General features: G+C 53.9%; 10 protein-coding genes and 2 pseudogenes. 7 read left to right on the top strand and 5 right to left on the bottom strand.

From position 1 onward, the window contains the following. Nucleotides 1-28: 28 nt before the first annotated feature. The 5 genes from M1136_08180 (at nt 29) to M1136_08160 (ending at nt 4753) form a co-directional block, all read left to right on the top strand. A complete protein-coding gene (locus M1136_08180) occupies nt 29-691 on the top strand; it encodes a molecular chaperone TorD family protein (protein MCL5075609.1) in 663 nt (220 codons plus the stop codon). After that, nucleotides 688-1818 (top strand): polysulfide reductase NrfD, encoded by a 1131-nt coding sequence (nrfD, locus tag M1136_08175; protein MCL5075608.1) that lies wholly within the window; start codon nt 688-690, stop codon nt 1816-1818. The genes M1136_08180 and nrfD overlap by 4 nt, the downstream gene beginning before the upstream one ends. A gap of 452 nt (nt 1819-2270) precedes the next feature. After that, nucleotides 2271-3125, top strand: coding sequence for an orotidine-5'-phosphate decarboxylase (gene pyrF / locus M1136_08170; GenBank protein MCL5075607.1), 855 nt, complete (start codon nt 2271-2273; stop codon nt 3123-3125). An 82-nt stretch (nt 3126-3207) separates the two neighbouring features. After that, nucleotides 3208-3396 (top strand): DUF951 domain-containing protein, encoded by a 189-nt coding sequence (locus M1136_08165; protein MCL5075606.1) that lies wholly within the window; start codon nt 3208-3210, stop codon nt 3394-3396. Between the two features lie 10 nt (nt 3397-3406). Continuing rightward, nucleotides 3407-4753: an MFS transporter gene (locus M1136_08160; protein MCL5075605.1), complete on the top strand. Its 1347-nt coding sequence runs from the start codon at nt 3407-3409 to the stop codon at nt 4751-4753. Here the strand turns inward: M1136_08160 and recO are convergent. The 3 genes and pseudogenes from recO to M1136_08145 all read right to left on the bottom strand — a co-directional run bounded on the left by recO (nt 4750) and on the right by M1136_08145 (nt 10897). Next, the gene (gene recO / locus M1136_08155; GenBank protein MCL5075604.1) at nt 4750-5568 is read right to left on the bottom strand and encodes a DNA repair protein RecO; all 819 of its coding nucleotides are present in this window, start codon (nt 5566-5568) and stop codon (nt 4750-4752) included. The genes M1136_08160 and recO overlap by 4 nt on opposite strands. 18 nt (nt 5569-5586) lie before the next feature. After that, on the bottom strand, nt 5587-9333 hold the full coding sequence (gene gcvT / locus M1136_08150; GenBank protein ID MCL5075603.1) for a glycine cleavage system aminomethyltransferase GcvT: 3747 nt from the start codon (nt 9331-9333) through the stop codon (nt 5587-5589). A gap of 187 nt (nt 9334-9520) precedes the next feature. After that, nucleotides 9521-10897: pseudogene (locus M1136_08145) on the bottom strand (RtcB family protein). Nucleotides 10898-11130: 233 nt separating this feature from the next. On the opposite strand from M1136_08145, the pseudogene M1136_08140 reads away from it, so the two are divergent. After that, nucleotides 11131-12849 (top strand): annotated as a pseudogene (locus M1136_08140) (adenosylcobalamin-dependent ribonucleoside-diphosphate reductase). 97 nt (nt 12850-12946) lie between these two features. On the opposite strand, the gene M1136_08135 reads toward M1136_08140, so the two are convergent. Both M1136_08135 and M1136_08130 read right to left on the bottom strand, forming a co-directional pair. After that, on the bottom strand, nt 12947-14476 hold the full coding sequence (locus M1136_08135; GenBank protein MCL5075602.1) for a HAMP domain-containing histidine kinase: 1530 nt from the start codon (nt 14474-14476) through the stop codon (nt 12947-12949). 22 nt (nt 14477-14498) lie between these two features. After that, complete coding sequence (locus M1136_08130; GenBank protein MCL5075601.1) at nt 14499-14864, bottom strand: response regulator; 366 nt, start codon at nt 14862-14864, stop codon at nt 14499-14501. Between the two features lie 220 nt (nt 14865-15084). Between M1136_08130 and M1136_08125 the strand changes: the two genes are divergently transcribed. After that, a partial coding sequence (locus tag M1136_08125) for a cache domain-containing protein (GenBank protein MCL5075600.1) occupies nt 15085-15975 on the top strand: 891 nt, incomplete at its 3' end.

The following is a 15975-nucleotide window of genomic DNA, read 5'->3' as shown; positions in this document are numbered from 1 at the left end:
ACTTCAAGTGTGTCCCACCTGAGAAGTGATGATGAGCGAATTGAATTTCCTGCACGCGCGTGCAGCAATGTATGATTTGCTGGCGCGGCTCTATACCTACCCGTTAGATAGCGCGGCGCTGGATGCGGTAATGGCGCTCCGCGTCGAGAACGCGCCCACTGCGCTGTTCGACGCGCTCGTGGTGATGCAAGCGCGCATTGCGGCGGCGCCTGAGCGCGCCATGTTTGTGGAGACGTTGAACGTCGAGGCAACACGGCTGTTTGAAGGGCCTGGGCAACCCGCTGCGCCCGCCTATGCCTCGTTCTACTTGAACGAAAGGCAATTGATGGGTCCCGCTGCTCTCGCGGCCCGCCGCGCCTATCTCGCCTGGAATGTGCGTCCGCGGGACGACGGACGCGTTCCGCCGGATCATCTCGCGCTGGAACTCGGCTTTATGGCGTATCTAGCATACGAGATAGCAGCGCATGACGGCGAATCCCCGCGCGCACTGGCAGGTTCGGCCACGTTTCTGCGCGAACATCTCTTGACGTGGGTGCCACGGTTCGGATCGACGGTCGTGTCCGCGACAGCTCACCCATTCTTTATCGGCCTGGCTAACCTGACCTGCGCATTGCTGGAATCCGACGCCGCATGGTTGCGTGAAATTCTGGAGGTCCAGAAACATCCTATCGATACGGAGGTTACAGCATGAAAATCAATACTAAGATATTGTGGGGACTCAGTGTTGTCGCATTCGCGGTTGGCAGCATCGGGCTGTTCCAACGTTTGACGACTGGACATCTGAACACAGCCTACGGTTCGTACGTGCCGTGGGGCTTGTGGGTGGCGATGTATCTGTTCTTTGTCGGGCTGGCAGCGGGGATATTCCTGATTGCTGCCCTCGATATTCCGTTGGGAATTCGCATCTTCGCCGGTGTCGCGCCGGCCGCCCTGTTCGCTGCGTTAGTCGCGCTGGGCGCGGGGCTACTGCAAATCTGGCTCGACCTGGGGTGGATGAGTCGAATCTGGAATGTGTACTTGAGCCCCAGCCCCAGCTCAGTGATGGCGCAAATCGTGTGGGGCTATACACTGTTCGGCTTACTGATCCTCGTCGCGCTGGTCTTGCGATGGCGTGGCGGGTTCGACCGCTGGCTCAAGGTGCTGATGTGGCTCGGCATCCCGCTCGCGCTGTACCTGAGTGGCGCAGTAGGCGCGCTGCTCGGCGTTGAAGCCAGCCGGCTGTTCTGGCACGTCGGCCTGTTCCCTGCTCAGTTTCCAGTATTCTCGGTCGCCTCCGGCGCGGCGTTGATGCTGGTTATCCTCGAACTTGTGGACGAGCAGGCGGTACCACGGCGTGACCAACTGCTGGGCATCCTGGCCCTGGCGACGATCGCACTGCAAATCGTCAAACTCTACTTTCTGTGGGCAGACTATTCACAGAGTCTGTACGGCGGTGTGCCCGAGAACGTCGCGGCGGTCAATATGGTGCTTTTTGGCCCCTACTGGTGGGCGTTCTGGATTCTGCAAATAGGCCTAGGGACACTGATTCCACTGATCATTTTGGTGGTGCCCCGGTGGGGCCGACAACCCGCGCTTGCGGGTTGGGCGGGAATGTTGATACTCCTGGGCTTTGCGGTGGCGCGTTCTAACATCGTCTTTCCGGCAATGACCGTGCCCGAGTTCGACGCGCTGCGGCTGGCTTACACGGGACCAGGATTGACTTACGAATATTTCCCTACTCTGACAGAATGGTTGTTGGCCGTGTGGATCGTGGGGCTGGCTGCACTCGCCTTTTTGGCCGGGCACCGTTGGGTACTGCCGAAATTCAAGGCGGTATAGAAAACCTTCACCCCTGTCACAATGTGCCTGGCCGTCGTCTGCAGATCGGTGGCATCAAGCGCAAGGTTGATAGAGGAGATGCCCATCAGAATCTTCCTCTGATAGGTAATAAATCAGCCTGGCGACAGGGATCATCGCCTGGTGGAAGCCCTTGCCTTTTCCCCTCCCCTCAGCCATAGCTGCTTAGCTCCTAGCATAACCAAGCAGCCCAAGCCATCGGGATAGCCCCAGAGGTTGCAAACGCACTCGCCAAACTGTATCATGGTGCTACCTCCCGGCGCGAATCTATAGAACGTTTGGTAGAGTTCCTATCCTAGCTGGACGAGCTCCGTCTGGCTAGCCCCAGCCATTATTAGCACTTGCTCTTACGGTGCAATCTCAGATTACTCTATTCGCGACTGGGATGATCGCTAGCTATTCCTTCCAGGGACACACAGAATTAAAAGGAGGGAATGATGGTCGCCTTTGTCGATAAGCTACTCCAGCTTTCGCGGAAGAATAAGAGTTGGCTTTGCGTTGGACTGGATGTCGATCTCGATTTGCTTCCTAAGGGGGTACTCGCTCACGAAGACCCTGTCTTCACCTTCAACAAGGCCATCATTGATGCTACGGTGGATGTCGTTTGTGCTTATAAACCAAATCTGGCCTTCTACGAGGCCCTGGGTATTTCTGGTCTGGAGGCACTACAACGGACATTGCGCTATATCCCCGCTGAGATTCCCACCATCGCCGATGCTAAGCGCAATGACATCGGCTCCAGCGCCAGAAGCTATGCCCGGAGCATCCTGGAGGTCTTCGGTTTCGATGCGCTCACGGTGAACCCTTACCTGGGACATGATTCCTTACAACCCTTCCTGGACTATAAGGAAAAAGGGGTCCTTGTCTTGTGCAAGACGTCAAATCCGGGGGCAACAGACTTTCAGGATCTCTTCGTTACGGACACGGATTCCCGACGGGCGCAGCGCCTTTATGAGATAATCGCTGAGCGTGTGGTCAAGTGGAACATCTATGGCAATTGTGGTCTGGTGGTCGGGGCAACCTATCCGATGGAGTTGAAGCGGGTGCGCGAAATAGCTCCCACCTTGCCCATCCTCATCCCGGGTATTGGAGCCCAAAAGGGTGATTTGGAGGCCTCTGTCCGCTATGGTAGCGATGAGCACGGAGAATTAGCCATCATAAGCTCCTCGCGTCAGGTTCTGTATGCTTCGGTTGAGAGCGATTTCGCCCTGGCAGCTAGAAGGGTAGCCTTAAGTCTACGTGAGGAGATCAACCGTTTCCGCCAGGTTCATCAGCGAGAACTTGAATAGGAAGAACCCAAGGGTGGATTCCCCTCGGCCAATATTGGCTATGATATAATGGGCTGAAATGGTGATTAGGGAGTAGTAGTGAATGGTCCTCGAAGTTGGGCTTGACGATGTGGTGCGCTTAAGAAAGCCCCATCCCTGTGGCGGCTACGAGTGGCGAGTGGTAAGACTTGGCGCCGATATTGGTCTTAAGTGCCTTAAGTGTAATCATCGCGTTCTATTGCCTCGCCGCACCTTTGAGAGGCGAGTAAAAGAATTTGTCTCTCGAGGATAGGCAAGGAGTGATGTCACAACACAATCCAGAAATAGGCACCACGTCGGTGCTGCGCAACCGCCATTTCCTCTTCCTCTGGCTCGCTCAAGCGATCACCCAAACGGCTCAAAACGCTATCTGGTTTGGCCTGATAGTAGTAGTCGAGGATCAAAGTCGTTCCAGTATGCAGCTCAGCATTGCCATCCTCTCCTCAATCATCCCCTCGATAGCGTTAGGCATGATCGCTGGTGTCTTCGTCGATCGTATGCGCAAGAAGATGGTTTTGCTCACGACTAACCTGCTGCGCGCCATCGTTGCTTTAGGCTACCTTCTTTATGGCTATTCTCTCGTCCCTGTCTACCTGATCAACCTCCTCTTCTGTTCCATAAGTCAATTCTTTGCCCCGGCAGAGGCCGCGACTATCCCTCTGCTGGTGTCTAAAAGACAGCTGATTACAGCTAACTCTCTTTTCAACCTTACCTTCACTGCCTCGCAGGTGGTGGGGTTCGTCGTCTTAGCCCCACCTTTGATCAAGTTCTTTGGTGCCCAGAGTCTCTTTATCATCTCTAGCCTCATCTATGTGGTGGCTACCCTTCTTGTGTCTCTGCTACCCAAAGAGGAGGATCCGCACCGAAGATTTTCAGGGCTGCAAGGAGGAACTTTAGTAAGTAAAGTATGGATGGAGATTCGTGAGGGTTGGCAATTTATTACCGCCGATCGCCGAACTGCTCTAGCTATGGTACACCTAACCCTGGCTGCTTGTCTGATGCTCGTATTGGCTATGCTCACCCCACGCTACGTTGTGGCTGTGTTGAATATCCGCGCTGACGATGCTGTTTACATCTTCGCTCCAGCCGGGGTTGGGGTGCTGTTGGGGACAATGATGATGGGTAGACTGGCTGATAAGTTTGGTAAATCGCTCTTGGTGAATGGGGGATTGATAGGGATGGGTTCTTCCCTGTTCTTGATGGCCAGCCTTTACTGGATCGGCCGACATTTCGCTCTACAGGAATTGATCGTACGCCTTGGATTGTCCCTGCGTCCCTCCCTGAGCGGACTGGTGCCAGCGGTGATGATCATCTCCTTTATTCTAGGATACGCCTTCGCCTTGACTACTATCCCCTCCCAGACGATCCTGATGGAAAGAGCACCGGCTTCAACGCGGGGACGTATCTTTGCCGTACAGATAATGTTGGGCAATCTTGCCTCAGTGTTACCACTACTCTTCTTAGGTAGCCTGGCTGACCTCTTTGGCATCAACAAAGTGATCGCCTTCGTGGGACTAGTAGTCTTAGCCATCGCTGTGCTGAGCATCCGTGAGGTCCGTCGGCTGATGCTGGGGACGATGGAGGTTGGTATCCCCACCAGTCGTCACTAGATAGGCTGCTCTGTGTCGTTCCCTGCCTCCTCACCTGCGGCGGAGCGCGCAAACAGGGGATCGCTGCGGAGGACATTTAGGAAGCTAACCGATCTGACCTCTCGCTCAAGGACATGTTGAACATAGCCACGCATAAGGTCCTCCACTTCTCGGTGCAGGTTTTCTCTTAGGCGCAGCCGACTGACGAGATTATAATCCCCTTTTTGCAAAAGGCGGAGTACCTTGAAGCCATTAAGGCTCAATCTCCTGGCTGTCGGTTCATCCTGTCCGCATCTTAAGCAAAGTATTCCCCCAGCCGAAGGGCTGAAGAAACAGCTGGTCGGTCCAACCTGTTCTCGGCAGTGGACACAATAGTGGAGTTCGGGGCGGTAACCCAGATAACCCAGGAGCTGCATCTCAAAAAAGCGCACAGCCAATTCAGGGACGCGCTCGCTCGCCAGTCGATCATAGGTGTGAACGGTCAATGTAAAGAGGGGATAATTTTCGATATGTTCCTCAGTAAACCTATCCAGGAGCTCGGCCACATAATGGGCGTGGGTCGTCCGTAGAAGATCGCCTCGGAGGGCGAGGAATGAGTTTATTGTCTGTCCTTGGGTGATGATATCCAGGTTGCGTCCCTTAGCCATGAGCAGCTGGCTGTGGGTAAAAAGTTCGAGATGTCCGGCTAGCTTACTGGTGGTGCGGCGCGTACCCTTGGCCACGGCCCTCACCTTACCCAGGTAAGGGGTATATAGGGTGACGATCCTATCGGCTTCCCCGAGATCGATGTGTCTCAGGACAATGCCCTCCGTTCGATAGACATGTGGTTTGGCCATTGAACGGACTCAAAATCGTTAAGAGAAGGTGGCTTTAGGCATCATAAAGCGGCTGATAACTGTGGCCTCCTCATGGAGCAATACCCTGTCACCAGGGACCAAGTCCCTTTTAGTTTTCTCAACCGAGACAGCCTCCTCTCTCGGTAAGACGAATATCCCTATTCTCGTCCCCTCAGCGGTGTAATTTCGATCTACAAAGGCCAGCCCAATTTGGATTCCCTCAATCGACACACAGCTGGTGACAGCCCCAATGCATTCACCCTTCCTATTAACCACGGGGTCCCCAGGCTTGACCATGCGGATGCCTTTAGCGTTCATCTGGAAACGAACAACTTCTTGTTTCCGCCTGGCCTCCTTATCCATAAAAGGCTTCTTACCGATGAAGAAGGGCTTGTGCAACTTGACGAAAGCCCCATATCCGGCTTCCGTTGGGGAGATATCGTATTTGCCAGCAAGCTCATGCCCATATAAGGGGAAACCAGCCTCTGTTCTGGTCGAATCCCGTGCCCCAAGACCGGCTGGCTTCAACCCATAGTCTCTTCCCTTCTCCAGAAGCAGGTTCCAAAGCGTGGGTGCCTCAGCCGGATTTACGTAGAGCTCGTAGCCCATCTCTTCACCGGTATAACCAGTTCGGGATATGATTACCTCTATTCCGGCGATCTGGGTTTGCATGAGCTCGGACCTCCTGAGTTTTCTCAGCCTTTTTTGAGTCTCCACATGGGCAAGGCATTGCTGTAATATAGCTAAGGAGTTGGGCCCTTGCAAACCCATATCTATCCGGCACTCCTTTCCCCAGCGGTGGTCCTTCAAATCCTTTATTGTAACAACGGCCTCAATCTCCTTGTTCAGGTCAGCGGCGTCGATTAGGTATTGTCTGGAGTTGACCGCATCCAACCAGGCCTTTATTTTTCCGGCATTTACAGCGTTGACCACCATCATGTATCCGTCCCGCGATAAGCGATAGATAAAGACATCATCCATAACCTTGCCCTCTGGATCAAGGATATAGGAGTAATGAGACTGTCCAACCCCAAGCGTGGGGACATAATTAGTGGTGACGAGATCCAAAAACCTGGTGGCGTTTTCGCCCTGGATATCCAGTACGCCCATATGAGAAATGTCAAAAAGGGCCGCCGTCTCCCTCACCGCCCTATGCTCCTCGCTGATACTGGTGTACCAGACCGGCATAAGCCAACCGGCAAAGGTGACTATATTCCGCTTGCTGGTCAATTTCAGATGTTCCTCATAGAGGCAGGTGGGCTTTGGTTCACCCCCCTCGTCGCTGTAGGTAAAGCGGCTCTTTCTTGATGGAGCTCTTACACCTCTAGCGGGAAGGTCAGTATCGGTCATAATGGCCCTTTGCCCAATGAAATAAGGCTTGGATAGGTCAAGGCGGTGATCGTGACCGGCCTTAAGTAGGGAGATGATGCCCACCTTCGCCCCATCATACGAGGGTAGCCCCACCTCTGAATGAAGACGATCCCTGGCCATGATCCCAGCTGGCTGAACCCCTGCCCCATCACTTAAGAGCAGGCCCCAGAGTTTAGGGGCATCATCTGGGCGGACGAAGATATCCAGTCTCACATCCTTATTAGTATAGCCATTTCGAACAATGATCGCCTCCACACCCTTGATTTCCGTTTCAAGAAAACGGAAACCACCGATATCAGGCACGGCCGAATCAACCTGGTGGAGGACATCCATGCTCTTGGGTCCGTGTAACGACAGCGCTATCCGCCGCCATTCCTCATCGGCGCTCTGTCGCAGATCTTCAATCACCACCGGGCCATCGATCTTTCTATATAGATCAACGTCATCAAAAAGGATACAACCATCAGACAAGGCCCGTAACCAGGTCTTCACCCCTTCAGTGTTCGCAGCATTGGTCATCATCAAATAGCGGTCACGTCCCTCCTTGTCGGGGTTCAAACGTAGGATTAAAACATCATCTATGACGCTGCCGTCTCTGTTCAGAAGCAGGGAGGGCTGGCATTGCCCGATCTCTAGCCTGATCACGTTACTAGTGGCCACTCCCTGTAGGAAGAACTTCGCCCTTTCACCATTAATCAAGAGTAATCCGGCATCGTTCAAATCGAAAAGGGCTGCCGAAGTCCTGGCCGCCTCGAGCTCCCCCTCCGGATTCCCGTAATGAAGAGGCATCAGCCAACCCCAATACGGTTGCATCTTTGCTCCTCGCTTCTGATGTTCAGCAAAGAGGATGGTTCTCTTGAGAGGCTCTTCGGGAACCAGATGACGAGGCTGATGCTCAGTCACTTGAGTGATCTCTCGTTCTGTCTCCTCCACGATGCTAGCGACCTCACCCCTGACCTCCTCCATTATCGGAAGCTCAATCTTCCCTCTTCCCAGATCGCCACTGGCCCCTATATAGCGGAAGGGGTGGATGTTAGTTAATACACGATGAATGAGCTCAGCCACCTGCTCCATCTGTTCCTCGCGCAGACCGCGTTGTGTAAGCCAGACCGTTCCCAGACGAATGGCACTAGAGGTAGCAGCGGTAGTATCGCCAGGGATGGTATTTTTATTACAGACAATGCCACACATGTCCAGGATGCGTGAAGCGATATCGCCTTTCAGAGGAAAGCCTGGCGTCTCAATGCCATTCAGATCGATTAGCAGCATATGAGTATTTGTTCCCCCATAGGCCAAGCGAAGCCCCAACCCCTGGAGGGTGGTGGCCAAGGTTTGAGCGTTGGCCACGATCCTCTCTTGCAGTCTCTTGAACTTCTGTGTTTGCGCTATCTTGAAGGCTACGGCCATAGCTGCAATATTATTGATATGGGGACCACCCTGCTCCCCAGGGAAAACGGCCCGATCTATCTTCTGGGCGATCTCCTCAACGGTGGCTAGAATTACCGCACCGCGAGGTCCGATCATGGTCTTGTGGGTAGTAAAGGTGATGACATCGGCATAGCCAATGGGATTCGGGAATTTTCTGGCCACTACTAGCCCAGCTGGATGGGCTATATCAGCCATCAGAAACGCTCGATCGGGGATAGCGTCAGCGATCTGGCGCAGTTCCTCCCAATCAATATCCCAAGGATAAGCACTTGCTCCAGCGATGATCAGCCTTGGCTTGGCCTCCAAGGCCAATTTCCGGATCTCCTCATAGTCAAGCCTGCCTGTTCTTCTACTCACACCATAGGGTACAATCTTGTAGTACTTGCCCGACCGGTTATATTCACTGCCATGGGTGAGGTGTCCGCCATGGGTTAAGGACATCCCCATAACGGTATCACCAGGTTGCAAGAGGGCTTCGTAGACAGCGTTATTGGCCGCTGCTCCAGAGAGGGGTTGCACGTTGGCCAAAATTTCCTCAGCCCCAACTTTAACTTTGGCGTCAGGGTCTTTAGTGGTGGCAAACAACTCGGCCACCCTCTTTTGGGCTAGGGCTTCGATGAGGTTGACGTATTCGCAGCCTCTATAGAATCGCCTATCAGCGTAGCGGCGATGATGGGCCAGTTGGTGTTCGTACTCCAGGAGCTGGTCTATTTCGTCTCGCGTCATCTTCAGACAAGGCCAACCCTCAGCGTAGATGTTGGTGAATACCGAACCCAAGGCCTGCCTGACAGCCTTTGGGGCGATGCTCTCGGAGGGAATCATGATCAGTCTCTGCTTCTGCCGCTCTTCTTCAAAAGCGATAAGCAGATCTGTGTCTGAATCTATTTCAGAAAGGTCCTCCTTGAAAAGAAGGCTCGCATAATCCCGATCTTCTTCTAGAAGTGCCTCTATCGATGTCTTCAGCATTCTCCTTCTACCTCAGCGTTATATTCTCCTAAAAAGTATTTACTATATTTTGGCCGCGTTTGATGGCCAAACAGTGGTAATTCTCAATAATATTGTAGCATTGGCTATAGGGGAAAATCAATTATGAACTTATCTGCTATCTGACAAGCAGACATATTACAGACAAAAAAGAGGGCAATGTCAAGCCTTACGCCTCTTCGCCTTGTCCTTTGATGACGGCCAGCGGTCGCAGTCTCACCACTTTTTTCGTGAGACCTATCTCTGCCAGGGATTCTACCACATCATCAATGTTCTTGTAGGCCTGAGGGGCCTCCTCTAATATCTCCCTGAAATCGCCAGCATTGTATAAAATATCGCCCATGCTGCGCTGGAACTCGTCTTTGGAGATCACCTTCTTAGCCGCCGTGCGAGAGAGAACACGCCCAGCCCCGTGGTTCACCGAATAGAAGGTCTCCTGCGTCGCCTCGGCGCCTACCAAGACATAGGAAGAGGTCCCCATACTGCCAGGAATGATGACGGGGTGACCGGTGGCCATATATCTCTTAGGATTATAAGGATGTCCGGGGGGAAGAGCACGTGTCGCCCCTTTACGATGAACCAGCACCTTTCGGCCGAAGTGCTCCTCGAACTTGGCGATGTTATGGGCGACGTCGTAAACGAGCCATAGTCCTAAGGCGCGGGGGTCTTCTTTGAATACCTCCCCGAAAGCTAGCCGCACATCGTGGGCCATCAGCTGTCGATTGCAAAAGGCGAAATTCACCGCACAGGCCATTGCTGCCAGGTAATCCTGTCCTTCTTTAGAATGAATTGGGGCCGCCGCCAGCCCCCGGCTTGGTAGCTCGATATCATATTTCGCAGCGGCCTGGGCCATAATCTTGCTGTAGTCGGTACAGATCTGATGTCCAAAGCCTCGACTACCCGAATGTAACATCACCGCCAGATTTCCTTGCTCCAGTCCCCATGCTTTCGCCAGCTGCTGGTCATAGACCTCTACGATCTCTTGCAGCTCAACGAAGTGATTACCTCCCCCAATCGTGGCCAGCTGATGGCTGCGCGAGATGGCTGTCTGACTGACCTTATCCAAGTCGGCGCCAGCCAGACAACCGTACTCCTCTATGCTTTCGGCATCCTCCATCCAGCCATAGCCCATAGAAATCAGCTTCCGGGCCCCTTTCTGAACGATCTCAGCGAAGCTCACCCGCCGCAGCTCATCGTGGGTGCTCTTTCGTCCCACGCCGGGTGGTACGCGTCGCTCGATGGCCCGCATCAGAGCGCGCAGGGTGCCCTTATCTATCTTGCGGCTCGGTAGACACGTACCGAGAAGCCTTACACCTCAGTTTATGTCCATGCCCACGGCACCGGCCGAAACGACACCCTCGGAGGCATCAGTGGCCATGACCCCGCCGATTGGTAGACCGAAGCCAGTGTGGATGTCAGGCATGCCGACGATATACTTGAACACCCCCGGCAAGGTGGCTGCATCAGCCAATTGCTGTAAGGAATCGACTTCACGGAAATGGCCATAAAGGGTGTCATTGAGATAAACGATCGCCTCCACGGCCATCCGGCCACTCTTGGGCAAGATATAGCGATTCTTGCCCGCTGGAACCAGTCTTTGCCTCACAGCCGAGGCCGCCTCCGTATCCATAGAATCACCCCCACTATGCCAGCTATAACCTATTTTAGCATTTTCTTTTGGTTTTGTGCTGCTATCCTTGCAGAGTCAGTTGCTTAAGCCAATGCTTAAAAGTACAATAGAATTGCTTCAGGCGAATTTCGGAGAACAGTGTGAAAAGCATGACGATAGCCCGTGGCCCAGAGTTGTCCGCTAATGCTTGGGTCATCTTGCGTCGAAGATATTTGCGAAAAGATGAACAAGGGCACGTGATAGAAACGCCTGAAGGGATGTTTCAGCGCGTGGCTCAAGCCATCGCCTCAGCCGACCGCCTCTACAGTCACCAGGCCGATGTAGAACGTATTGAGGCAGAATTCTATGCAGTTATGTCCAGTCTTCAGTTCCTTCCCAACTCACCCACTCTGATGAACGCTGGAACAGATTTGGGGCAGCTGGCCGCTTGCTTCGTGCTCCCCATTGAGGATTCCCTGAAGAGCATCTTTGAAACCCTCAAGAATGCGGCCCTCATTCAGCAAAGCGGTGGAGGGGTCGGCTACTCCTTTTCCCGCCTGAGGCCAAGAGGTGATACTGTTCGTTCAACTATGGGCATTGCCAGTGGCCCACTTTCCTTCCTTCAGGTCTACGATGCCACCACGCAGGTCATCAAGGCGGGAGGCACCCGGCGGGGAGCCAATATGGGGGTGCTGCGGGTGGATCATCCTGATATCCTCAACTTCATCACCGTCAAGAAGGATCGGACCAAATTGAATACCTTTAACCTGTCGGTAGGCATCACCGATGCCTTTATGCAGGCCGTAGAGGCTGACCAGGAGTACGAGCTGATCAATCCACGGAGCAAACGGTCTGTAGGCAAATTAAGGGCCAGAAAGGTGTTTGATCTCATTGCCGAAATGGCCTGGGGAAATGGCGAGCCAGGGGTACTTTTTCTGGATGCATTGAACAGGGCTAACCCCACGCCGCGGTTGGGGACCATCGAGAGCACGAACCCATGTGGGGAGATGGGGCTTTTACCTTACGAATCCTGCGTGTTGGGCTCCATCGATCTCTCCCGCATGGTTCGCCGCCACAGGGACGAAACACGTCTCGATTGGGAAAAGTTAAGAAGAGTTGTGCACATCGCCGTCCATTTCCTGGATAACGTCATCGACGTTAATAAATATCCCCTCCCCATCATTGAGGAGAGAACCAAAGGTAATCGTAAGATTGGTCTGGGAGTGATGGGCTTCGCTGACTTACTTATCTTGCTGGGCATCCCCTACGGCACTGAAGAGGCGAGGGCCACAGCCGAGAAGGTGATGCATTTCATCTCCCAGGAAGCAAAACAAGCCTCGGCGGCCATAGCAAAACAGCGAGACGTTTTCCCGAACTTTGCTGGAAGCATCTACGACCGCCCTGGTGGACCGCTGCTGCGGAACGCCACCACGACTACCATCGCTCCCACAGGAAGCATCAGCATCATCGCTGGCTGTTCCAGTGGCATTGAGCCTCTCTTTGCCGTCGCCTACGTGCGCCGCGTGTTGGAGGGCACGCAACTAATTGAGATAGATCCCCTTTTTGAGCGAATAGCCCGAGAAGAGGGTTTCTATAGCGAGGGACTGATGCAGCTGGTAGCCGAAGCAGGCCGCATTCGAACGATCGAGGCTATCCCCCTAAGGGTACGTCAACTATTCGTCACAGCCCACGATATCTCTCCAGAACAGCACCTCGCTATGCAGGCCGCCTTCCAGAGATACACCGATAACAGTATCAGTAAAACGATTAATTTTCCTAGCGAGGCTACGGTGGAGGATATTCGTAAAGCCCTTCTCCTGGCCTATCAGCTGGGCTGTAAAGGGGTAACTGTTTACCGCTATGGTAGCAGGGAGGAGCAGGTCTTAAGCATCAGGCGCTCCTGCCCATCCTGCACCTGGGAGGGCGTGCATACGGTGCCCCTAACTGCCTAAACTGGACTCGTCCCTCTCCGAGGCCCAGCCAGTTTCAGGCAGGGGCGATTGGCAGCGAGATGGTGAAAGTGCTGCCTTGTCCCAAGCGACTCTCCGCTCTAATCTGTCCACTGTGGGCCTCGACGATCCTTTTAGCCAGGGCTAAGCCTAGGCCCATCCCGCCTCTTCCCACACCCTGTCCCTCTATCTTATGAAACCCCTGAAAGATGGTCTCTAGCTGGTCCGGGGGGATACCGATGCCGTTATCGGACACGCTGATCTCCACGCTGGTCTCTACCTGACGCGCCCTTATAACTATCTGGCCCGCTGGAGATGTGAACTTGATGGCGTTGTCCAGGAGATAACCTATAGCGGTGCTCAATCTTCGCCCATCGGCCAGAAGAGAGAGCTGAGGCGGGATGTCGAGTGTAAGAGCCATCTTCTTTGTTTCTATCTGATCGGAGTAGTCTCCCACAACTTCTTTCACCAGCGTGGCCAGGTCGTGCGGCTGTAGGTCCAGGGCTAGCTTGACCCCCTCATCCAGTAAGGTGAAATCGAGCAGAGACTCTACCTGGCGACGGAGCCGTGCCTCCCCTACGGCCATAACAGCCACATAGGCTTGTATCTCCTCTTTATTCAGGCGATGCAAGCGGGCCTGGAGCAGCTCTATGTAGCCCCTGAGGATGGTCAATGGCGTACGCAGCTCGTGTGAGACGTTGTCTATGAAGCTGGACTTCAGTTGCCCAAGAGCCCGTAGCCGCTCTCTCGTCTCCGTTAACTCCCGCGTCTTCTCCGCTACTTTCTGTTCCAAGTCCTGGTGTGAATTTTTCAGTTCAACGGCCATAGCCTTGAAGGCTTCAGCCAAGTCCCCTATCTCATCTCCAGTCCGCACCTGCAGCCTGTAGTCAAAATTGCCGCTGCGAAAGGCTTCAGCTCCAAGTTTCAACTGCCGAATGGGCCGGGCAATGCGACCAGCCAGGAGATGCCCCAGAGCTGTGGCCGCGAGGATGGACAGCAGGACGCTCAGGATGATAACCCCTTCGGCTAAGGTTTTCGTCGCCTGGGCCTGCTCGATAGCCTCATTGATCTCTTTACCGGCAATCTCATGGAATCGAGCCAGATCAGCTATCGCTGTGTCAGCCAGAGCACCGATCTCCTTCAGCAAGGCCAGGCTGCGGCTGTCTCGAATCGGGTCGCTTAGAGCAGTGAGGTCATCGAACCGGCGCGTAAGCTCAACAAATGATTCCCGACTCCCTGCTACCAGCATCCGTTCCTCCGCGTAGCCCATCTCTACCTTCTCCAGATCGCTGTAATGCATCTCTGCCTGAGCTGCAGTGCGGCGAAATTCCTCTTTGACAGCAGGCTCCCGATCAAGTACATAATCGTGGGAGAGCAGGGCTAGACGCCCCAGAAGAACCTGGAGGGTCATCACCGGGTGTATCTCCGTAACGTATTCCTCCGTGACGTAGCTGGCTACCTTATAGAGACGTTGCGTTTCGATGTAGGCTACCAGGCCTAGCCCTAGAAGGGGTAGCACCATGACCAGAAAACCGCTGACCAGCTTCGTATGGATGCTCGTCCGCACAGCCTATTTTCGCCTCTCTTCTTTAGATTCCCAGGATATCGTTCATCAATTGCAATAGCTGTATGGGACTGAATGGCTTGGTCAGATAATAATCGGCACCAACCCGTTTGCCCCGCTCCTTATCCGTCTCTTGCCCCTTCGCCGTAAGCATAACGACGGTGATGCCAGCGGTAGCCGGGTCCTTCTTGAGCCTCTCACAGACCTCGAAGCCGTCCAGCCCAGGCATCAACACATCTAATAACAAGATATCCGGTTGTTCCTTTTGGGCCAGGGCTAGCGTCTCTTTGCCGTCCTCCGCCTCCAGGATCTGATAGGCATCGCTGCTCAGGGTAGCGCGCAGAAGCAGCCTTAGAGGTTGCTCATCATCGGCTATCAGGACCTTTTTCACCTGCCACATACCTCCTTGCGCATAATAGAAAAGAGGACTATTTGAGGGCTCTCGTCGTTCGCCTCTTATCAGGTCACTTCTCTGCTGGGGCATGTCCTATAATCATTATACCACGTCTAGGCAATAGCCCGTTCGCTCATCATCAGGTCAAGGGATGACGAGTTTAGAATAATTGAGTAAACAAGAGCAACGTGGTATCATTAGGCAAGAGGCATTAGCGATGCGATTTCCCCTTCCCACCAGCTTGCTAGGGCGCATTTTGCTACTTGTGGCCATCGGCCTGGCGTTGGTCTTTAGCGGCTATACCGTGCTCGGATTGCAGGCTGTCAGAGAAAGCACGGCCAGAACCTTGCAAGAGCGTCTGCTGATAGCCCAGGTGACAGCCGGCCGGGTAGACGACCGCTTGCAACAGACTGCCCGCATGTTGCAAGTTATGACCGAACAAGCACCTATCAACCCGGATGAGGATGATCCTCAGCTTACTATGCATACCCTGCGAGCGATGAATGAGCATCTGGGTGGCTTCGCTTACTATATGGCAATGTTGAACCACAGCGGCCGAATCGTTCGCACCGAACCCCATATCACCAACCTCATCGGTTATGACCTTTCCACCTCTAATTGTGTCACGAAGGTGCTCCAGATGGGGACTACAGTGACTACCAGGGCATTCGTCCTCGATACGCCGACACCAACTATAGCTATCTTGGTTCCCACCAAAGATAGAAATGGTTTGATCAGTGGCTTGGTCTTAGCCACCCTTAATCTGAGTGACTCTGGCTTCAAAGAGCTCCTAAGTCCACTGGGGATTGGACAGACAGGGTACACGGAGATTGTAGATAAGAACGGCGTTGTGCTGGGTACAACCCGCCCGGAGCGCCTCTTCCAAACTGACGATCACGGCCAGTATTTCGCCACCCTCGTCGGAGAGAGCAGATCCGCCGTGGGCATGTGCCATAATTGCCATAGCAATGGCGCCGCTACGGAAAGGCGAGAGGAGGTACTGGCCTTCGCTCCACTCACCTCTGCCCCATGGGGCGTCGCCGTACGACAATCAAGGGAGGAGGCATTTGCTTATAGTGACGCTCTGCAACAGAGGGTGCTCTTATTA

The organism is Chloroflexota bacterium, from assembly GCA_023475225.1.
GTDB lineage: Bacteria > Chloroflexota > UBA6077 > FW602-bin22 > JAMCVK01 > JAMCVK01.
Note: the sequence above shows the minus strand (reverse complement) of the source record. Positions and strands in the feature narration are given on the sequence as shown.